This window comes from Alicycliphilus denitrificans, assembly GCF_044792555.1.
GTDB lineage: Bacteria > Pseudomonadota > Gammaproteobacteria > Burkholderiales > Burkholderiaceae_C > Alicycliphilus > Alicycliphilus denitrificans_A.
In genome coordinates this window covers 3504567-3523249 of record NZ_CP126238.1, presented here as the reverse complement: position 1 = coordinate 3523249, position 18683 = coordinate 3504567, and the positions used below count along the sequence as shown (strand labels likewise).

General features: G+C 69.0%; 17 protein-coding genes and 1 tRNA gene. 6 read left to right on the top strand and 12 right to left on the bottom strand.

The genetic code is table 11. The annotated features are described in order from the left end of the window. Positions 1–6: 6 nt before the first annotated feature. From P7644_RS16745 to P7644_RS16705, 9 genes are all read right to left on the bottom strand, one after another. On the bottom strand, positions 7–420 hold the full coding sequence (locus tag P7644_RS16745) for a type II toxin-antitoxin system VapC family toxin (RefSeq protein WP_404300371.1): 414 nt from the start codon (positions 418–420) through the stop codon (positions 7–9). Between the two features lie 8 nt (positions 421–428). Further along, the gene (locus P7644_RS16740) at positions 429–740 is read right to left on the bottom strand and encodes a type II toxin-antitoxin system Phd/YefM family antitoxin (protein ID WP_404300370.1); all 312 of its coding nucleotides are present in this window, start codon (positions 738–740) and stop codon (positions 429–431) included. A 129-nt stretch (positions 741–869) separates the two neighbouring features. Further along, a complete protein-coding gene (miaB, locus tag P7644_RS16735; protein ID WP_404300369.1) occupies positions 870–2207 on the bottom strand; it encodes a tRNA (N6-isopentenyl adenosine(37)-C2)-methylthiotransferase MiaB in 1338 nt (445 codons plus the stop codon). Between the two features lie 10 nt (positions 2208–2217). Next, the gene (locus tag P7644_RS16730) at positions 2218–2625 is read right to left on the bottom strand and encodes a hypothetical protein (protein WP_404300368.1); all 408 of its coding nucleotides are present in this window, start codon (positions 2623–2625) and stop codon (positions 2218–2220) included. A 77-nt stretch (positions 2626–2702) separates the two neighbouring features. Continuing rightward, positions 2703–2779 (bottom strand) — tRNA-Met (locus tag P7644_RS16725). 27 nt (positions 2780–2806) lie between these two features. Further along, on the bottom strand, positions 2807–3586 hold the full coding sequence (locus P7644_RS16720) for an enoyl-CoA hydratase (protein WP_404300367.1): 780 nt from the start codon (positions 3584–3586) through the stop codon (positions 2807–2809). A gap of 49 nt (positions 3587–3635) precedes the next feature. Beyond that, entirely contained in the window at positions 3636–5456 is a 1821-nt protein-coding gene (locus P7644_RS16715; RefSeq protein WP_404300366.1) for a M61 family metallopeptidase, read from the bottom strand. 143 nt (positions 5457–5599) lie between these two features. Further along, positions 5600–6316 carry a DsbC family protein gene (locus P7644_RS16710; RefSeq protein ID WP_404300364.1) on the bottom strand — a complete coding sequence of 239 codons (717 nt, stop codon included), beginning with the start codon at positions 6314–6316 and terminating at the stop codon, positions 5600–5602. A 46-nt stretch (positions 6317–6362) separates the two neighbouring features. Then, positions 6363–7490 carry an FAD-dependent monooxygenase gene (locus tag P7644_RS16705; RefSeq protein WP_404300363.1) on the bottom strand — a complete coding sequence of 376 codons (1128 nt, stop codon included), beginning with the start codon at positions 7488–7490 and terminating at the stop codon, positions 6363–6365. A gap of 144 nt (positions 7491–7634) precedes the next feature. On the opposite strand from P7644_RS16705, the gene ychF reads away from it, so the two are divergent. From ychF to rarD, 5 genes are all read left to right on the top strand, one after another. Continuing rightward, entirely contained in the window at positions 7635–8729 is a 1095-nt protein-coding gene (gene ychF, locus P7644_RS16700; protein ID WP_404300362.1) for a redox-regulated ATPase YchF, read from the top strand. Between the two features lie 291 nt (positions 8730–9020). Then, positions 9021–9779: an ABC transporter ATP-binding protein gene (locus tag P7644_RS16695; protein WP_404300361.1), complete on the top strand. Its 759-nt coding sequence runs from the start codon at positions 9021–9023 to the stop codon at positions 9777–9779. A 22-nt stretch (positions 9780–9801) separates the two neighbouring features. Beyond that, positions 9802–12180, top strand: coding sequence for an ABC transporter permease (locus P7644_RS16690; protein WP_404300360.1), 2379 nt, complete (start codon positions 9802–9804; stop codon positions 12178–12180). 13 nt (positions 12181–12193) lie between these two features. Further along, a complete protein-coding gene (locus tag P7644_RS16685) occupies positions 12194–13438 on the top strand; it encodes an efflux RND transporter periplasmic adaptor subunit (protein ID WP_404300359.1) in 1245 nt (414 codons plus the stop codon). A 115-nt stretch (positions 13439–13553) separates the two neighbouring features. Next, positions 13554–14435, top strand: coding sequence for an EamA family transporter RarD (gene rarD, locus P7644_RS16680; RefSeq protein WP_404300358.1), 882 nt, complete (start codon positions 13554–13556; stop codon positions 14433–14435). A gap of 54 nt (positions 14436–14489) precedes the next feature. Here the strand turns inward: rarD and P7644_RS16675 are convergent, their stop codons facing one another. After that, complete coding sequence (locus P7644_RS16675; RefSeq protein ID WP_404300357.1) at positions 14490–15908, bottom strand: M20 family metallopeptidase; 1419 nt, start codon at positions 15906–15908, stop codon at positions 14490–14492. Between the two features lie 12 nt (positions 15909–15920). Continuing rightward, positions 15921–16889 (bottom strand): tripartite tricarboxylate transporter substrate binding protein BugE, encoded by a 969-nt coding sequence (locus P7644_RS16670; protein ID WP_404303236.1) that lies wholly within the window; start codon positions 16887–16889, stop codon positions 15921–15923. A gap of 252 nt (positions 16890–17141) precedes the next feature. Between P7644_RS16670 and P7644_RS16665 the strand changes: the two genes are divergently transcribed. Then, complete coding sequence (locus P7644_RS16665) at positions 17142–18104, top strand: LysR family transcriptional regulator (RefSeq protein WP_404300356.1); 963 nt, start codon at positions 17142–17144, stop codon at positions 18102–18104. 21 nt (positions 18105–18125) lie between these two features. Here P7644_RS16665 and P7644_RS16660 read toward each other — a convergent pair whose 3' ends face one another. Further along, on the bottom strand, positions 18126–18656 hold the full coding sequence (locus P7644_RS16660) for a YqaA family protein (RefSeq protein ID WP_404303235.1): 531 nt from the start codon (positions 18654–18656) through the stop codon (positions 18126–18128). Positions 18657–18683 lie beyond the last annotated feature (27 nt).

The following is an 18683-nucleotide window of genomic DNA, read 5'->3' as shown; positions in this document are numbered from 1 at the left end:
GCCTGGCTAAAGCCGCCAAGGATTGACCAATGAAACAGCAGTCTTGTCATGGCCGCCTGTATCGCGGGTCACGACAGATAGGCCATAGTGCAATGCCGTGGCGGCGATGATGAGATCGGGCTGCGGGAACGTATGTCCCGTTTTGCGCCCTTCCTTCACGAGCAGCCGCCACCTGAACATGACATCTTCGCTGACCGGAAGCACCCGGTTTTCAAACATCGGGCGCAGTTCAAGATTCAGCCAATCCGTGAGGACGGAGCGTTTGTGAAGGTCTTCGATCCGCTCGATGTCGAAACGGATTTCAGCAAAGGTCACGGAGCTGACGAAGAGACTTTCCAGCGGTTGCGCACTGACGAAAGCAACTACCTGGGGCTCCGGGCGAGGACGCCGTAGCTCGGACAGGATGTTGGTGTCGAGCAAAAAGCCTTTCACAGTTCCACATCCCGGACAGGTGCGGTCACGGACGGTGCCAGCGCAAGCTCAATGTCCCGGCAAGGCGAGGCTTGGAGGACATTTACCAGCGCCTTGCCCGTGCGCTCTCCTTGCAAACGCCGGAAGTCTTCTGCCGCAATGGCGACGACTTCATCTCGCCCATGCACGGTGACATGCTGCGGCCCGTCGCTGTGGACACGCCGCACCAACTCGCTTAAACGCGCCTTGGCATCCTGAAGCAGCCAGTGCCCCGGTGCCGGGGCTGCACGCTTCGGTTGCGGGGTTTTGGGCTCTATGAATCTAGTCATGCTGACCAGAGTTAATGGGGGTCAGATTCCAATTAACTTGGTCAAATCAGGGTCAAGCCCTTGTTACACCTGCGCTATCAGCTATGGATTTTGAATTCGGCAACAGGCTGCGCAGAAGCTTTCTAATCGTCAGGCCGTAGCGCCTGCCGTCACCACCTCGCCGCGCAGCGTGTAGGTGCGGGCCTCGGTGATCCTCACGTCCGCCATCTGGCCGATGAGGCGCGCATCGCCGGGGAAGTTGACGACGCGGTTGCACTCGGTGCGGCCCATCAGCTCGCTGCCGTCGCGCTTGGACACGCCCTCCACCAGCAGGCGCTGCACCGTGCCCACGCGCTCCTGGCTGATCTCCTGGATGTTGCGGTTGATGACGGCCTGCAGCTCCTGCAGGCGGCGCAGCTTGACCTCGTGCGGCGTGTCGTCCGCCAGGTTGGCGGCGGGCGTGCCGGGGCGGGGGCTGAAGATGAAGCTAAAAGAGTTGTCGAAGCGCACGTCGGCAATCAGCTTCATCATCTTCTGGAAGTCTTCCTCGGTCTCGCCGGGGAAGCCGACGATGAAGTCGCTGCTCATCGCCATGTCGGGGCGGATGGCGCGCAGCTTGCGCACCGTGCTCTTGTATTCCATAGCGGTGTAGCCGCGCTTCATGGCCATCAGGATGCGGTCGCTGCCGTGCTGCACGGGCAGGTGCAGGTGGCTGACCAGCTTGGGGATCGTTTCGTAGGCCGCGATCAGCCGCGGCGTGAATTCGTTCGGGTGGCTGGTGGTGTAGCGGATGCGCTCTATGCCCGGGATCTCGGCCACGTATTCGAGCAGCAGGGCGAAGTCGGCCTTCTCCGCCGTGTCGCCCATGGCGCCCAGGTAGGCGTTGACGTTCTGGCCCAGCAGCGTGACCTCCTTCACGCCTTGGTCGGCCAGGCCGGCGACTTCCACCAGCACATCCTCGAACGGGCGGCTGACCTCTTCGCCGCGGGTGTAGGGCACGACGCAGTAGCTGCAGTATTTGCTGCAGCCTTCCATGATCGACACAAACGCGCTGGCCCCCTCGACGCGCGCGGGCGGCAGGTGGTCGAACTTCTCGATCTCGGGGAAGCTGATGTCTACCTGCGGCTTGTGCTGTTTCTGGCGGGCGTTCAGCAGTTCGGGCAGGCGGTGCAGGGTCTGCGGGCCGAAGACCACGTCCACGAAGGGCGCGCGCTTGATGATCTCCGCGCCCTCCTGGCTGGCTACGCAGCCGCCCACGCCGATGAGTACGCCCTTTTCCTTCAGGTGCTTGACGCGGCCCAGGTCGCTGAAGACCTTCTCCTGCGCCTTCTCGCGCACCGAGCAGGTGTTGAAGAGGATCAGGTCGGCCTCCTCGGGGTTGTCGGTGCTCTGGTAGTCCTGGGCGGCGCCGAGCACGTCGGCCATCTTGGCCGAGTCGTACTCGTTCATCTGGCAGCCAAAGGTTTTGATGAAGACTTTTTTCGTCATGGCCTGGCCCTTAGCGTGTGGTTTTCGGGGTGTCCGACTCGGTGCGGATGTTGGTCTGTACGGTGTCGCTGCCCTTGCGCGGCTGCCTGGCTTCGTCCTCGGAGAGGATCCAGGCCGTCAGCAGCATGCCGGTGCTGGCTTCGATGACGTAGTTCACTCTCAAAGGCTGGTTGATCAGGCTGTGGGCAAACACCAGGGCGTTCTGCGGGTTGAAGATGCGCAGGCCCGGCGCCAGGCGCACGGCCTGGTTGTTCAGGCGTGCCTCGGCGCTGTTGGTGATGGTCAGCTGGCCGCGCAGCGCGGCCTCGGGGAAGTAGCGCTGGCCGGCGGGCGTGGGCGCCTGTTGCGCCTGGGCGGCCAGGGGCAGGGCCAGCATGGCGGCAAGCGCCATGGCCGGCAGATAGGTGCAGCGTTGCATGGTGTGTATCCAGGGGCTACTGATGAGGCACAAGCAAAAAACCCACAGCGCCTGTGGCACTGCGGGTTTTTCTTGTTTGGTGGTGGTACCGGGACTTGAACCTGGGACATCAGCATTATGAATGCTGCGCTCTAACCAACTGAGCTATACCACCGAAGCCACAAATTATAGAACAAAAAAATCACTGGTGCGTGAAAACCGCGGCGCGCTTGTTCACGAAGGCGTCCATGCCTTCCTTCTGGTCCTGGGTGGCGAACAGGGCGTGGAACAGGCGGCGTTCGAACATCACGCCGTCGCTCAATGTGCCCTCGAAGGCGCGGTTCACCGACTCCTTGGCCGCCATGACGGCGATCTGCGAGAAGCCGCTGATGATGATGGCGGCGCCCAGGGCTTCCTCCATGAGTTTGTCGAGCGGCACGACGCGGCTGACCAGGCCGGCGCGCTCGGCCTCGGTGGCGTCCATCATGCGCGCGGTGAGGGCCATGTCCATGGCCTTGGACTTGCCCACGGCGCGCGGCAGGCGCTGGGTGCCGCCGGCGCCGGGGATGACGCCGAGCTTGATCTCGGGCTGGCCGAACCTGGCGTTGTCGGCGGCGATGATGAAGTCGCACATCATGGCCAGCTCGCAGCCGCCGCCCAGGGCAAAGCCGCTGACGGCGGCAATCACGGGCTTGCGGATGGTGCGGATGGTTTCCCAGTTGCGCGTGATGTAGTCGCCCTTGTAGGCGTCGGCAAAGCTGTACTTGGCCATGGCGCCGATGTCGGCGCCGGCGGCGAAGGCCTTTTCGCTGCCGGTGACGATGATGCAGCCAATCTTCTCGTCGGCGTCGAAGGCCTTGAGCGCCGCGCCCAGCTCGTCCATGAGCTGGCCGTTCAGGGCGTTGAGCTGCTTGGGGCGGTTGAGCGTGATGACGCCGACCTTGTCCGCCTCGGTGCGGACTTCAATGCATTCGTAGGCCAAGGTGATCTCCAGTGTGTTGTGAAGTCAAACCCGATGACTATAACCAACCTCAAGCCGCCGCCGGCGCTGGGTTGGCGACCCCAAGCCAGCGCTGCGCCACGGCGGCGTCCTGCACGTCCAGGCGCACCGTGTCGGCCGCCGGACCCGTGGCCGGCAGGGTGAGCGGCAGGCGCAGCAGGCGCCGGTCGCGGGCCACCAGGGCCGTGACTTCGGTGTTCACGGCGCCGCTGCCCGCGTACAGGGCCAGCTCGTCGAGCTTGAGCAGGCGCCAGGCCTGGCCCTGCGCCTCCAGGCCCAGCCATTCGTCGCCGGCCATGAAGCCGGCAGCCTCGGCCGCGCCGCCGCGCAGCACGGTTTTGATTTGCACGCCGCCGTTCTCGGCCACGCGCAGGCCCAGGCGCTGGGCGGCCTGCGCGGGTTCGGCCTGCACGGTGATGCCGTGCGCGGCGAGCAGTTCGGCCAGCGGCAGCTCCGCGGTGCCGTGTACCCATTGCGCGATCTCGGTCGACCAGTCGCGGCCCGAGAGCTCCTGCAGCACGGCGAGCACGTCGGCCTCGGCCATGGGGCCGCCGCCGGTGCGCCGCCACAGCGCGCGCATCACGTCGTCGAGCGTGCAGCGGCCGCCCCGGCGCAGCGCCAGGTCCAGGCACAGGGCCACGAGCGAGCCCTTGGTGTAGTAGCTCACCGTGGCGTTGGGCGTGTTCTCGTTCTGGCGGTAGTACTTGACCCAGGCGTCGAAGCTGGCCTGGGCCACCGACTGCACCAGGCGTCCCGGCGTCTGCAGCACCTGGTTCATGGTCTTGGTCAGCAGCTTCAGGTAGGTGGCGTGGTCGATCAGGCCGGCGCGGCGCAGCAGCAGGTCGTCGTAGTAGCTGGTGAAGCCTTCGAAGAACCACAGCAGTTCTGTGTAGTTTTCTTGCGCGTAGTCGTAGCGCGCGAACTCGGCCGGGCGCAGGCGCTTGACGTTCCAGGCGTGGAAGTATTCGTGGCTGATGAGGCCGAGCAGGGTGGTGTAGCCCTCGCTGGCCAAAATGTCCTTGTCGCTCTGGCCCAGGCGCGGCAGGTCGCGCCGGCTGCAGATCAGGGCCGTGGAGTTGCGGTGCTCCAGGCCGCCGTAGCCGTCGTGCACCGCGTTGAGCATGAACAGGTAGCCGTTGAACGGCGGCGGCTCCGTGCCGTGCCAGAAGCGGATGGCCTCTTCGCAGATGCGCTGCATGTCGCGCGCCAGGCGTTCGCCGTCAAACGATGGCGCGGCGCCCGCCACCACCAGCCGGTGCGGCACGCCGTAGGCGACAAATTGCGTGCTCCACAGCGGGCCCATCTCCACGGGGCAGTCGGCCAGCTCGTCGTAGTCGTGCGCGATGTAGCTGCCGAAGCCCGCGGCGTCCGCCTGCACGGGCGCCAGCCCCGTGGCCAGCGACCAGCCGGCCAGGGCCGGGGGACGCAGCACTTCGAGGCCGTGCGGCGCATCCTCCTGGCCGTGCACGCGCAGGCACAGGCTGGTGGCGTTGAAGAAGCCGCGCGTGCCGTCCAGCCAGGCCGTGCGCACCGAATTGTCGTAGGCCGCGACTTCGTAGGTCAGCACCAGGGGGGTGTCGCTTTGGCACGCTGCCAGCCAGCGGTGCTTGTCCAGTTGCGCGAGCGGCAGCTCGGCGCCGCCCTGGCGCGCGCGCAGCGACTGCAGGTTCTTGGAAAACTCGCGCACCAGGTAGCTGCCCGGGATCCACACCGGCAGCGACAGCTCCTGCCGCGCCGCGGGCGCGGCCACCGTGAGCGTGACCTGGTACAGGCGCGCGTGGGTTTGCGTGGGGTCGATGCGGTAGTGGACCGGGGGTGTGGCGGGCGCAGAGGAGGGCGCAGAGGAGGGCATGGAGAATGCGGACGGCAGTATCAAAAAAATAGCTGCTAACGCTTGCCGCACGTTGATTTCAACATTGAAAATATTGAAATCAATCTATTGATAAGCGCAGGCAGCTCATATATCAGGAGCGGCAGCTGGCGTGCGGCAGGCCCTTACCTGTCGGCCGTGGCTGCGGTCAGGCGCTTTTCCAGGTCCTGCGCGCCGATGGCGCCGGGCACGCGCGAGCCGTCGGCAAAGATCAGCGTGGGCGTGCCGGTGATCTTGTGCTTGCGCCCGAAGGCCAGGTTGCGCTGCAGCGCGGCCGTGTCGCAGGTTGCGGCGGCCGGGGCCTTGTCGCGCAGCATGTAGTCCGACCAGGCGCCGGCGCGGTCCTTGGCGCACCAGATGTTGCGCGATTTCTCGGCCGAGTCGGGGCTGAGGATGGGGTAGAGGAACAGGTACACCGTCACGTTGTCCACGTTCTGCATGTCGCGCTCGAAGCGCTTGCAGTAGCCGCAGTTCGGGTCCTCGAACACGGCCAGCTTGCGCTCGCCCTTGCCGTGCACGATGGTGAAGGCGTCCTGCAGCGGCAGGGCCTTGAAGTCCACGGCGGTGAGCTTGTTCAGGCGGTCCTCGGTCAGATTGCGCCTGGCCTTGGTGTCGATCAGCTCGCCCTGGATCAGGTAGTTGCCCTGGGCGTCGGTGTAGAACAGGTCCGTGCCCATGCGCACCTCGTACAGCCCCTTCATGGGCGTGGTGCGCACCTCGTCGATCTGCTGCAGCTGCGGAATGCGCTCGGCCAGGGTCTTGCGTATCGCCGCCTCTTGCGCCGCTGCGTTCAGGCCCAGGCACAGGGTGGCCGAGGCCAGCAGGGTGGGGACAAGTTTCATTGCGTGCTTCCGTTCTTTCATCTCTGGTGTGCGTCGCCGCATGCGGTCAATCGGTGCCCATGGCCCGGCGCGCCACCCAGGCCTTCAGCGGGCCGCTGTGCTCGAAGCCCTTCATGCCCCAGTTGCGCAGCGCGGCCAGCGCGCCCTCGCGCCGCGTGAACAGCTGTTGCAGGCCGTCCATGGTCATGCCCATGGGCAGCAGTGCGGCCTTGCGTTCGCGCTCATAGCTGCGCAGCAGGCGCAGGTCGCCCACGCCGCGCCAGACGGCGCGCTCGTGCAGCACCCGCGCCAGCACGCGCGCATCGCCCAGCCCCAGGTTCAGGCCCTGGCCCGCCAGCGGATGCACGTTGTGCGCCGCGTCGCCGGCCAGCGCCCAGCTCATGCCGCCCTGGTCCGGCAGCGCGCCGCACCAGTGGCGTGCCTGCGCCTGTTGCAGCGGCCAGCTGGCGCGCGGGCCTAGCTGCTGCAGCGCGCCCAGGCTGTCGCGGCTGGCCTCGCGCAGATGCTGCGTGAACTCCTGCGCATCGGCCTGCAGCCAATCTGCGGCCCGCTCCTGTGGAACAGACCACACCACGGCCACGGAGTTCCCCTGCGCGCCATCGAGCGGCAGAAAGGCCAGGATGCTGCCATCGGGCAAAAACCACTGGCGCGCCACCTGGCCATGCGGCCGCTCGCAGGCCAGGCGCGTGGCGATGGCGTGCTGGGCGTAGGGGGTGACGTCGAACTCCACGCCGAACTCGGCGCGCGTGCGGCTGGCGCGGCCCTCGCAGACCACGGTGAGCGGCGCGGCCACGGGCTCCGTGAGTTGCTCCACCAGTGGCTGAAAGCGCACGGCATCCTGCAGGCGCTCCTCCAGCGCGGGGACATGCACGATCCAGGCCAGCGCCTCGCAGCCCTGCTGCGCGGCATCAAAGCGCACCATGCCGTCCTGGTCGGCATGCACCTGCATCTGCAATAGGGCTGTGGCGTGCTGTGCGTCGGGCCAGCCGCGCACGGACTCGAGCAGCGCGCGCGAGGCGGCGTTGAGCGCGTAGGCGCGCACGTCGGGCGCGGCCTGCGTGCCCGCCGGTGGCGTGACCAGGGCCACGCGCAGGCGCTCGCGCGCCAGTAAAAGAGCCAGGGTGCGGCCCACCACGCCCGCACCGCGGATACATACGTCAAAAGTCTGCGCCATGGGCGAATTGTAGGGAGGCTGCCGCCGGCCCTGGCGGTGCGATGGTCGGCGCAGCCGTCGCACCGGCGATGGCCGCCAATGGGCAGGATTTGCCGGGGCTCTTAAAATGGCCGGTTTGTCTCCCGATCTTACGAAAGCCCTGCCATGAGCCTGCAATGCGGCATCGTGGGCCTGCCCAACGTGGGCAAGTCCACTCTTTTCAACGCCCTCACCAAGGCCGGCATCGCCGCCGAGAACTATCCCTTCTGCACCATCGAGCCGAACACCGGCGTGGTCGAGGTGCCCGATCCGCGCCTGGCCCAGCTGGCCGAGGTCGTCAAGCCCGAGCGCACCGTGCCCGCCATTGTCGAGTTCGTGGACATCGCCGGCCTGGTGGCCGGCGCGAGCAAGGGCGAGGGCCTGGGCAACCAGTTCCTGGCCCATATCCGCGAGACCGACGCCATCGTCAACGTGGTGCGCTGCTTCGAGGACCCGAACGTGATCCACGTCGCCGGCCGCGTGGACCCGATCTCCGACATCGAGGTCATCCAGACCGAGCTTTGCCTGGCCGACCTGGCCACCGTCGAGAAGGCGCTGAACCGCTACAGCAAGGCCGCCAAGAGCGGCAACGACAAGGAAGCGGCCAAGCTGGTTGCAGTGCTCACGCCCATCCAGGCCGCGCTCAACGAGGGCAAGCCCGCGCGCAGCGTGCCGGTGGCCAAGGAGGACGCGCCGCTGCTCAAGCAGTTCTGCCTGATCACGGCCAAGCCCGCGATGTTCGTCGCCAACGTGGCCGAGGACGGCTTCGAGAACAACCCGCTGCTCGACCGCCTGAAGGAATACGCCGCCGCGCAGAACGCGCCCGTGGTCGCCATCTGCGCCAAGATCGAGGCCGAGATGGCCGAGATGAGCGACGAGGACCGCGACATGTTCCTTGAGGAAATGGGCCTGGAGGAGCCGGGCCTGAACCGCCTGATCCGCGCCGGCTTCAAGCTGCTGGGCCTGCAGACCTATTTCACCGCCGGGGTGAAGGAGGTGCGCGCCTGGACCATCCACGTCGGCGACACCGCGCCCCAGGCGGCCGGCGTGATCCACGGCGACTTCGAGCGCGGCTTCATCCGCGCGCAGACCATCGCCTTCGACGACTTCATCCAGTACAAGGGCGAGCAGGGCGCCAAGGACGCGGGCAAGATGCGCGCCGAGGGCAAGGAATATGTCGTCAAGGATGGCGACGTGATGAATTTCTTGTTCAACGTCTGACTGTCGTACATGCCGCAGAGGCCCCTCAAAAGGGGCGAGGGCGATCGGCCGCGCCGGTTTTACTTCCTCTCCCTCTGGGAGAGGGCGGGGCTGAGAGCCGGCGGCTTGGCCTGAGGCATGTCGCTAATCAGCGTTTTTCGGCTCCAGCGCTTATCTGGTAAGCGTTAAAAGCTATAAATTAAATAGTTTCTGGCCTGGGCTCAACCGGGCGGCCGGCGAGGGCTGCAGGGCTGCGCCGGTTGACGCGCGCCCCGGCTGCGCCACACTGGGGTTTTTGCGTCACCCCAGCCCATGGCCCATTCCCTCGATCCCGTGCCGGTACCCGTACAGGCGCTTGCCGACAGTGCGCCGGTGGTATTTCGCGCCCGGGGCCTGTGCAAGACCTATCGCACCGGCGAGGTCGAGGTGCGTGCGCTGCACGGCGTGGACCTGGACATCTGGCGCGGCGAGTTCATCGTGCTGCTGGGCGCCTCGGGCAGCGGCAAGTCCACGCTGCTGAACATCCTGGGCGGGCTGGACGTGCCCACCACGGGCGAGGTCTGGTTTGCCGAGCACCGCCTGAGCGGCGCCAGCGAGGCCGAGCTGACGGCCTACCGGCGCGAGCATGTGGGCTTCGTGTTCCAGTTCTACAACCTCATTCCCAGCCTCACGGTGCGCGAGAACCTGGCGCTGGTGACCGACATCGCGGCGCACCCCATGCCGATCGACGAAGCCATCGCGCTCGTCGGGCTCACCGCGCGCCAGCACCATTTCCCCTCCCAGCTCTCGGGCGGCGAGCAGCAGCGCGTGGCGATTGCGCGCGCCATCGTCAAGCGCCCCGAGGTGCTGCTGTGCGACGAGCCCACGGGCGCACTCGACTACCAGACCGGCAAGAGGGTGCTGGAGGTGATCGCGCGCATCAACGCCGAGCTGGGCACGACGGCCGTGGTCATCACGCACAACGCCGCCATCGCCGCCATGGCCGACCGCGTGGTCTACCTGGCCGACGGCACTATCGCGCGCACCGAACGCAATGCGCGGCGGCTCTCGCCGTCGGAGCTGTCGTGGTGATGCAGCCCGGCGGCAAAAAAAGATGAAAGCCCTCGACCGCAAGCTGCTGCGCGACCTGCGCCGGCTCTGGAGCCAGGCGCTGACGATCGCGCTGGTGGTGGCCAGCGGCCTCGGGGGCTTCATCACCAGCCTGTCGGCGGTGGACTCGCTGGCGCTGGCGCGCGAGCGCTTCTATGCCCAGGGCCACTTTGCCGATGTCTTTGCGGTGGTCAAGCGCGCGCCGCTGGCGCTGGCCGAGGTGCTGCGCGCCGTGCCCGGCGTGGCCGATGTGCAGGTCACGGTGGAGCAGGTGGTGCGCGTGGAGATCGCCGGGCTGGCCGACCCCATCTTGGGCCAGCTCATCGGCGTGGACCTGCGCCAGCCGCCGCGCATGAACCGGGTCACGGTGCGCAGCGGCCGCGCGCTGGCGCCGGCCGGCGCGGGGCAGGGGCGCAGCGACACGGCCATCGATGCGCTGGTGTCGGACGGCTTTGCCAGCGTGCGCGGCCTGCACCCGGGCGACGAACTGGTGGCGCTGGTCAACGGCAAGCGCCGCACGCTGCGCATCGTGGGCACGGCGCTGTCGCCCGAGTTCATTTTTGCCGGCCTGGCCGGCATGCCCGACATGCGTGGCTTTGGCGTGTTCTGGGTGGACCGCGAGGCGCTGGCCGCCGCCTACGACATGCAGGGCGCGTTCAACCATGTGGCCGTCAAGCTGGCGCCGCAGGGCAGCGAGAGCGCCGTGCTCGATGGCCTTTCGCGCCTGCTGGCGCCCTACGGCGGGCGGGATGTGCATGGCCGCGCCGACCAGGCCTCGCACGCCATGCTGGACAACGAGATCAAGGAGCAGCGCGTGATGGGCACGGTGCTGCCCGCCATCTTTCTGGCCGTGGCGGCGTTTTTGCTGCACGTGGTGCTGTCGCGCCTGGTGGCCACGCAGCGCGAGCAGATCGCCGCGCTCAAGGCGCTGGGCTATGCCAACGCGGCCATCGCCGCGCATTACCTCCAGCTGGTGGCGCTGATCGTGCTGGCGGGGCTGGCGCTGGGCGTGGCCCTGGGCGACTGGCTGGGCACGCTGCTGACGGGGCTGTATGCGGAGTTCTTTCGCTTTCCGGTGTTCGAGCACCGCATCGCGCCCTGGCTGGTGCTGGTGGGCGCGGGCGCCACCGGCGCGACGGCGCTGCTGGGCACGCTCGGCGCCGTGGGCGCCACGGTGCGCCTGGCCCCGGCCGAGGCCATGCGCCCGCCCGCGCCCGGCCGCTACCGGCGTACGCTGCTCGAGCGCCTGGGTGTGCACGGCCTTCCGGCGAGCCTGCGCATGGTGCTGCGCAACATGGAGCGGCGCCCGCTGCGCACCACGCTCACCATCGGCGGCACGGCGGCGGCGGTGGCCATCGTCGTCATGGGCAACTTCTTCCGCGATGCCATCGACCACATCGTCGACAGCGCCTTCCACCTGGCCATGCGCAGCGACGTCAACGTCTGGATGGCCGAGCCGGTCGATGCGCTGGCCGCGCTGCAGCTGGCGCGCCTGCCGGGCGTGACCGGGGTCGAGCCCTCGCGCACCGTGGCCGTGCGCCTGAGCGCGGGCCAGCGCAGCGAGCGCGTGGGCCTGCAAGGGGTGGAGCCGCACGCGCAGCTGCAGCGCACCATCGACGTGGACGGGCGCCAGAACCCGGCGCCGGCCGCGGGCCTGCTGCTGACCGACCGCCTGGCCGACAAGCTGGGCATCCGCGTGGGCGACATGGTGCTGCTGGAAGTGCTCGAGGGGCGCCAGCGCAGCCTGCAGGTGCCGGTGCAGGCCACCGTGCGCGAGATGATGGGCCTGAACGCTTACGTGCAGCGCGGCACGCTCAACCGCTGGTTGCAGGAGGGCGACCTGGCCTCGCAGTTCGCCGTGGCGCTGGAGCCCGGCTCCGAGGCGCGCTTCTTGCAGGCCACCAAGGCCCTGCCGCGCGTGGCGGGCGCCTTCAGCAAGGCCACGCTGCTGCGCAACATGCAGGACGTGAGCGCGCGCAACGTGCGCATCATGAGCACCATCCTGACGCTGTTCGCGGCGGTGATCGCCGTGGGCGTGGTCTACAACAACGCGCGCATCGCGCTGGCCGAGCGTACCTGGGAGCTGGCCAGCCTGCGCGTGCTGGGCTTTTCGCGCGGCGAGGTCTCGGCGCTGCTCTTGGGCGAGCTGGCCATCGGCATCGCCATCGCGCTGCCGCTGGGCATGGCGCTGGGCTGGGGGCTGACGCACCTGGTGGTGGACCTGCTCAAGAACGACCAGTTCCTGTTCCCGGTGGTGATTCGCCCGCGCACCTATGCCTGGGCCGGGCTGTGCGTGGTGGCGGCGGGGCTGGCCAGCGCGCTGGTGGTGCGCCGGCGGATCGACCGGCTGGACATGGTGGCCGCGCTCAAGACGCGCGAATAGGCAAGGGAGCGCAATGCAGAAAAAGACATGGATCTATGGCGGCGCCACGGCGCTGGCGCTGGCCGCGCTGCTGGCCTGGGCATTTGCGCCCCGGCCCACCGGCGTCGAGGTGGCCACGGTGGCGCAGGGCTATTTCGAGGCCGGCATCGATGAAGACGCCAGGACCCGGCTGCGCGAGCGCTACGGCGTCTCGGCCCCGCTGGCAGGGCGCCTGGAGCGCATAGCCCTGCGCGAGGGCGACAGGGTGCAGGCGGGCGATGTGCTGGCCCGGATCACGCCGGCGCTGCCCGCGCTGCTGGACGAGCGCGGCCTGCGCGAACAGCAGGCCCGCGTGGAAGCGGCGCAGGCCCGGGTGCAGGCGGCGGGGGCGCGCCTGGAACGCAGCCAGGTGGCGTTGGCCCAGGCCACGAATGACCTGCGCCGCAGCGAGCCCCTGGCGCAGCAGGGCTTTGTGGCGCCCACGCGGCTCGATGCAGAGCGCCTGGCCGTGCGCGCCGCGCAGGCCGACGCCGACGCCGCGCGGCAAGAGCAGCAGGCCGCGCGCTTCGATGCCGCCCAGGCCCGCGCCGCGCTGGCACTGGTGCGCCGTCCCGCCGGTGCCGGTGCGTCCGCGGCGTTCGAGGTGCTCGCACCCGTGTCGGGCCGCGTGCTGCGCGTGCCCCAGGTCAGCGAGGGCCAGGTGGCGCTGGGCGCGTTGCTGCTGGAGCTGGGCGACACCAGCCGGCTGGAAGTGGTGGCGCCGCTGCTGACCACCGACGCCCTGCAGGCCCGCCCCGGGGCGCCCGTGCGCATCGAGCGCTGGGGCGGCCCCGGCGTGCTGCACGGGCGCGTGCGCAGCGTGGAGCCCGGCGCGTTCACCAAGGTCTCGGCGCTGGGCGTGGAGGAGCAGCGCGTGAACGTGCTCATCGACCTGGTCGGCCCCGGCGCGCAATGGGCCGCCCTGGGCGACGGCTACCGCGTGGTGGTGCGCGTGCTCACGCGCCAGGCCGACGATGTCTTGCTGGCGCCGCTGAGCGCGCTGTTCCCCTGGCAGGGCGCGCAGGCCGCTGCCAGCGCGGCGGCGCCCACCGGTGACGCGCCGGGCATGGCCGTGTTCGTGGTGCGGGAGGGGCGCGCGCGCCGCGTGCCGGTGGTGCTGGAGGCCCGTGGCAACACGCACGCCTGGGTCAAGGAGGGGCTGCAAGCCGGCGATCAGGTCGTGGTATACCCGCCAGCCACGCTGACCGATGGCGCGCGCATCGCCATCCGTGCGCCATGATGCCTGCAGCGGCCGTCGAGCGCGCGCCGATCGCGGTCAACCCGCCTCCAGCTCAGCGCCCGCGCATCCACGGGCGTCGGCTTCCGTTTCCATCCGTTCCTAGCCATTTCTCCGTATGCATCCAGGCATTGCCTACGCCACCCTCGCCTACATCGCCTGGGGGCTGTTCCCGCTGTATTTCCAGCTGCTCGCGGCCGTGTCGCCGGTGGAGATCATTGCGCACCGCACGCTGTGGTCGCTGGTGTTCCTGGCGGGCGTGCTGCTCGCGCGGCGCCAGCTCGCCTGGCTGCGGCCGCTGGCGCGGCAGCCGCGCGTGCTGGGGGTGTTCGCGCTGTCGGCGCTGCTGCTGGCCGGCAACTGGCTGGTGTACGTCTGGGCCGTGACCAATGGCCAGGTGCTGGAATCCAGCCTGGGCTACTTCATGCTGCCGTTGGTGAGCGTGGCGCTGGGCACGGTGTTCCTGCGCGAGCGGCCTCGGCCAGGCCAGTGGCTGGCGGTTGCCCTGGCGGCGGCGGGCGTGGCCTGGCTTACCTGGCAGACCGGGCGCCTGCCCTGGGCGGCGCTGGCGCTGGCCCTGAGCTTTGGCTTCTACGGCCTGCTGCGCAAGACGGCGCCGCTGGGGGCGCTGGAGGGCCTGTCGCTGGAGACGGCCCTGCTGCTGCCCTTGGCACTGGGCTATCTGGCATGGACGGGCAGCACGGGCCAGGCAGCCTGGCCCCATGCGGGCCCGGGCCTGTTGGCCAGCCTGCTGGCCGTGGGGCCGATCACGGCCGTGCCCCTGCTGCTGTTTGCCGCCGGCGCGCGGCGCATTCCGCTGGCCACGCTGGGGCTGCTGCAGTACATCTCGCCCATGCTGCAGTTCGTGCTGGGCGTGTGGCTGCTGGGCGAGACGGCGTCGCCCGCGCGCCTGGTGGGCTTTGGCCTGATCTGGGCGGCGCTGCTGTGCTACTCCGCAGAGGGCCTGTGGCGGCAGCGCATGGCCAGGCCTGTTTCCTGAAGAAAATGCCAGGTAACGCCCGATTGGCGGGCGTTGGCGGCTATCAAATTGGTATCAGGTGCGCAGAAACGGCAGTGGCACGTCCGCCGGTATCGGGCATGCGTAGGGCTTGCCCTGGCGCCGCTCCAGCAGCTCCGCCTGGGCCTGGGCGATCAGCTCGGGCCGCTGCACCAGTTCGATGGCCGTGGCCGTGAGCACGCGGGCCGCGCGCACCATGCCGGCGTGGGCCAGGCCGGACTGGCCCTGCGACACCATCTGCCACGAGTGCATGGGCGTGCCGAAGGCGTAGCAGGCCACCCAGGCCTGGACCGTGGGCGTGATCCAGCTCACGTCGGCCACGTCGGTGGAGCCGAACAGGATCTCTTCGGCGGCCGGGTCGTACGGCGCCACGCCCTCGAACACCGCCGGCACCTGGCCGCGCAGCACGCTGGCCAGCGGGCGGCTCACGGCGTCGATGTCGTTCTTGCTCAGCGTGGCCTGGAATTGCCCGGCCTGGCCCTGCTCGCCGGTGTCCACCGTCAGCGCGCCCTCGGCCTGCAGCTTGGCGTAGAGCACCTGGTTCAGCGTGCGGTTCTGCAGCAGGTTGGAGCAGGCCTTGTCGAAGACGATCTCGACTTTGCAGTCGGTCATCAGCGCGGCGCCGCGGGCCACGTTCTGCACCCGCTCGTAGAGCTCGGCGGCCTCGTGGTTGCGCGCCGCGCGGATCAGGTACAGCACCTCGGCGCGCGCCTGCACCACGTTGGGCGAGAGGCCGCCCGAGTCGGTGATGGCGTAGTGCACGCGCGCGTCGGACGGCATGTGCTCGCGCAGGTAGTTCACGCCCACGTTCATGAGCTCCACCGCATCCAGCGCGCTGCGCCCCAGGTGCGGCGAGTGGGCGGCGTGCGAGGCCTTGCCGTGGAAGATGAACTTGGCCTGGATGTTGGCCAGCGTGCTCTGGCTGAACACGCCGGTGAAGCTGCCCGGGTGCCAGGTCAGGGCCGCGTCCACGTCGTCGAACACGCCGGCGCGCGCCATGAAGGTCTTGCCGGAGCCGCCTTCCTCGGCCGGGCAGCCGTAGTAGCGCACGCGCGCCTGGCCGCCGCCGGCCTGCAGGTGCGCCTGCAGCGCGATGGCCGCGAAATGCGCCGAGGTGCCCAGCAGGTGGTGGCCGCAGCCGTGGCCCGCCAGGCCGGGGCTATCGACCGAGGGCGTGCACACCAGGGCCCCGCTTTGCTGGTTCAGGCCCGACAGCGCGTCGTATTCGCCCAGGAAGGCGATCACCGGGCCGGTCTCGCCCCATTCGGCCATGAAGGCCGTGGGGATGCCGGCCACATCGCGCGTGATGCGAAAGCCCGAGCCGGCCAGTGCATCCATGTGCAGCCGGGCCGAGGCCGTCTCGGCGTAGCGCAGCTCGGCCAGCGACCAGATCTGGTCGGCCAGCGCGGTCATGCGCGGCGTCTCGCGCCTGAAGAATTCCTGCAGCTGTTCCATGGGCCCTCCCGCTCACTCGGGCTTCACGCCGGCCTTGTCCAGCAGGATCTTGTGGCGCTGCGTCTGTGCCGTGATCTGGGCCGCAAACTGGCCTTGATCCATGTCGGTGGGCGCGGCACCCAGGGTCTTGAGACGCTTTTGCACATCGGGCAGGTGCGCTGCCTTGACGGCGGCCTCCTGCAGCTGCTTGACGATGGCAGCGGGTGTGTTCTTGGGCACGACGATGCCGAACCAGCTGATGCCCAGCTGGTTCAGCTCGTTGTAGCCCAGTTCCTTGAAGGTGGGCACGTTGGGCAGTTCCGCCGACCGGGCGTTGGCGGACAGCGCGATCGGGATAAGCTTGCCGCTCTTGATGTGGGCCATGGACGAGGGCAACTGGTCGGGCATGACCTGCACCATGCCGGCCAGCGCGTCGTTGAGGGCGGGACCGTTGCCGCGGTAGGGCACGATCAGGATGTCGGTCTTCAGGGTTTCGTTGAACGACGCCAGCATCAGGTGGCCCAACGTTCCCGGGCCGGGTACGGCGCCACTGATCTTGCCCGGCTGTGCCTTGGCCTTGGCCACGAAGGCGTCGAAGCTGTTCACGCCCAGGCTGGGGTGCACCATGTACACCGAGGGCATGGTGACTAGGTTGGCCACCGGGGTGAGCTTGGCGCCCAGGCCCGCGGCGCGCGTGTACAGCAGCGGGTTGATGGTCATGGTGCTCACCGTGGCCATGCCGACGGTGTAGCCATCGGCCGCGGCCTGGGCCACGGCCTCGGTGCCGATCAGGCCGCCCGCGCCGGCCTTGTTGTCCACCACGACGGGCTGACCCAGCGTGGTGCGCATGCCCTCGGCCAGCACGCGGGCCACGATGTCGGTGGAGCCGCCGGCGGCAAACGGCACGACCAGCTTGACGGGCTTGCTCGGGTAGGCGTCGGCCGCATGCACGCCATGGGGCAGCGCTAGGGCGGCGGCGGCAGTCAGGGTGGCGATGGCCATGGCCTTGAGGCTCAGGCGGCTGGCATGGGTGCGGCTGGTGCGCATGGTGGGTGTCCTTGGGGTTCAGACGTAGAGGCGCGAAACTGGGAGAAATGCGTGCGCCTTGGCCTCTCGTACAACGCACCGCATGGGTGGGCGACTATAGAAAAATCGGGCTGCCGGGGCACACCGTTTTTAGGGTGACCCATAAGCGATTCCGATGGCTGCATACTCCCGCTGTCGCTCGATATCCCACCACGCAGCACGGGACCTATGCACGAATCCAATAGCTTCCCGGAAGGCCGGGTTTTGTTCTCGCGGCTCGCCAAGCATGTGCGCCTGCGCCAGCTGCAGCTGCTGCTGGCGCTGCAGCAATGCGGCTCCATCGGGAAGGCGGCAGCCTATCTGGACATGAGCCAGTCCGCGGCCACACAGGCGCTGGCCGAGCTCGAGCGCGTGCTGGACATGCGGCTGTTCGAGCGCCATGCGCGCGGCATCCGCCCGACGCAGGCCGGCCAGGCGCTGATCGATGCGGCGCGCGGCGTGATGCACGAGCTGGAGGATGCGTCGGAAACGCTGGCCGCCATCCGCCTGGGCGCCTCGGCGGCCCTGCGCCTGGGCGCCATACCGGCGGCCGCGTACTCCATCCTCGCGCCGCTGTTGGCGCGCTTTTATGCGCTGCGGCCCCAGGTGCATGTCGATGTGCAGGAGGACGAGGGCGCGCGGCTGCTGTCGCTGTTGATCGGCGGCGGGCTGGACGCCGTGTTCTGCCGCCGGCCCGCGTTGCTGCCCGAGAGCTTTGCCTTCGCGCCGCTGCTGGCCGACGAGGCGGTGTTCGTCGCCGCCGGCACCCACCCCCTGGCCGCGGCCGCCCACGTACCGCTGGCCGCGCTGGCCGATGCACGCTGGGTGCTGCCCACGACCAGCATTGCCGTGCGCGACATCTTCGAGCGCGAGGTGTTGGCGCAACTGCCCCGGGCGCAGTGGTTTCCCGTGTCCACCGTGTCGCTGCCGGTGCTGCAGGGGTTGCTCGGCCAGCCCCAGGCCGTGGTGCTGGCGCCGCGCAGCATCGTGCCCGGGCTGAGCCACGCGCGCGCATCCGCGGGGGTCTGCATGCTGGACATGGAGGTGGACCGCACGGCCTTTGCGCTGGCGCACCTTGGGGTGGTGCACCGCCGCGAGCCCGTGCCGCCGCTGCTGCGGGAGATGCTCGGACTATGGAGTGCTCCGGCCTAGCGCCTGCGCTCCGCCCGGGAGTCAGCCGTGCAGCCAGCGCGTCCAGTCGCCCGGCACGAGGTGCAGCAGGGTGGTGGTCATGATCAGATAGCGGAAGAACTTGCCGATGGCCATGTACACCAGGCAGGGCCAGAAGGGCAGGTGCAGCCAGCCGGCCACCGAGCACAGCGGGTCGCCCACCACGGGCAGCCATGCGAGCAGGCAGGTCTTCGGCCCCCATTTGCGCAGCCACACGCGCACGCGGCGCTCGGCGCGTGTCAGTTCGCGCGCGGGCCTGGCCGTGGCCGCATGGCCGTTGCCGCGGTGGCGGCGCGCGGCGTCCCAGGCGCGGTGGGCGCCCAGCCCCATCCACCAGCTCACGGCGCCGCCCAGCGTGTTGCCGGCCGTGGCCACGAGCACGGCGGGCCAGAACAGCGCGGGGTTGAGCTGCACCAGGCCGAACACCGCCGGCTCCGAACCCATTGGCAGCAGCGTGGCCGAGACAAAGGCCACGATGAAGACCGTGCTGAGGCCGAACTGCGGCAAGGCCAGCAGGTCCAGCAGTTGTTGCATCCAGATTTCCATGGCAGGGCTGCGAGT

Coding starts and splice junctions, on each gene's coding strand:
- P7644_RS16740 (WP_404300370.1), bottom strand. CDS start 740: ATGACTAGATTCATAGAGCCCAAAACCCCGCAACCGAAGCGTGCAGCC.
- miaB (WP_404300369.1), bottom strand. CDS start 2,207: ATGACGAAAAAAGTCTTCATCAAAACCTTTGGCTGCCAGATGAACGAG.
- P7644_RS16730 (WP_404300368.1), bottom strand. CDS start 2,625: ATGCAACGCTGCACCTATCTGCCGGCCATGGCGCTTGCCGCCATGCTG.
- P7644_RS16715 (WP_404300366.1), bottom strand. CDS start 5,456: ATGCCCTCCTCTGCGCCCTCCTCTGCGCCCGCCACACCCCCGGTCCAC.
- P7644_RS16710 (WP_404300364.1), bottom strand. CDS start 6,316: ATGAAACTTGTCCCCACCCTGCTGGCCTCGGCCACCCTGTGCCTGGGC.
- P7644_RS16705 (WP_404300363.1), bottom strand. CDS start 7,490: ATGGCGCAGACTTTTGACGTATGTATCCGCGGTGCGGGCGTGGTGGGC.
- ychF (WP_404300362.1), top strand. CDS start 7,635: ATGAGCCTGCAATGCGGCATCGTGGGCCTGCCCAACGTGGGCAAGTCC.
- P7644_RS16695 (WP_404300361.1), top strand. CDS start 9,021: ATGGCCCATTCCCTCGATCCCGTGCCGGTACCCGTACAGGCGCTTGCC.
- P7644_RS16690 (WP_404300360.1), top strand. CDS start 9,802: ATGAAAGCCCTCGACCGCAAGCTGCTGCGCGACCTGCGCCGGCTCTGG.
- P7644_RS16685 (WP_404300359.1), top strand. CDS start 12,194: ATGCAGAAAAAGACATGGATCTATGGCGGCGCCACGGCGCTGGCGCTG.
- rarD (WP_404300358.1), top strand. CDS start 13,554: ATGCATCCAGGCATTGCCTACGCCACCCTCGCCTACATCGCCTGGGGG.
- P7644_RS16675 (WP_404300357.1), bottom strand. CDS start 15,908: ATGGAACAGCTGCAGGAATTCTTCAGGCGCGAGACGCCGCGCATGACC.
- P7644_RS16670 (WP_404303236.1), bottom strand. CDS start 16,889: ATGGCCATCGCCACCCTGACTGCCGCCGCCGCCCTAGCGCTGCCCCAT.
- P7644_RS16665 (WP_404300356.1), top strand. CDS start 17,142: ATGCACGAATCCAATAGCTTCCCGGAAGGCCGGGTTTTGTTCTCGCGG.
- P7644_RS16660 (WP_404303235.1), bottom strand. CDS start 18,656: ATGCAACAACTGCTGGACCTGCTGGCCTTGCCGCAGTTCGGCCTCAGC.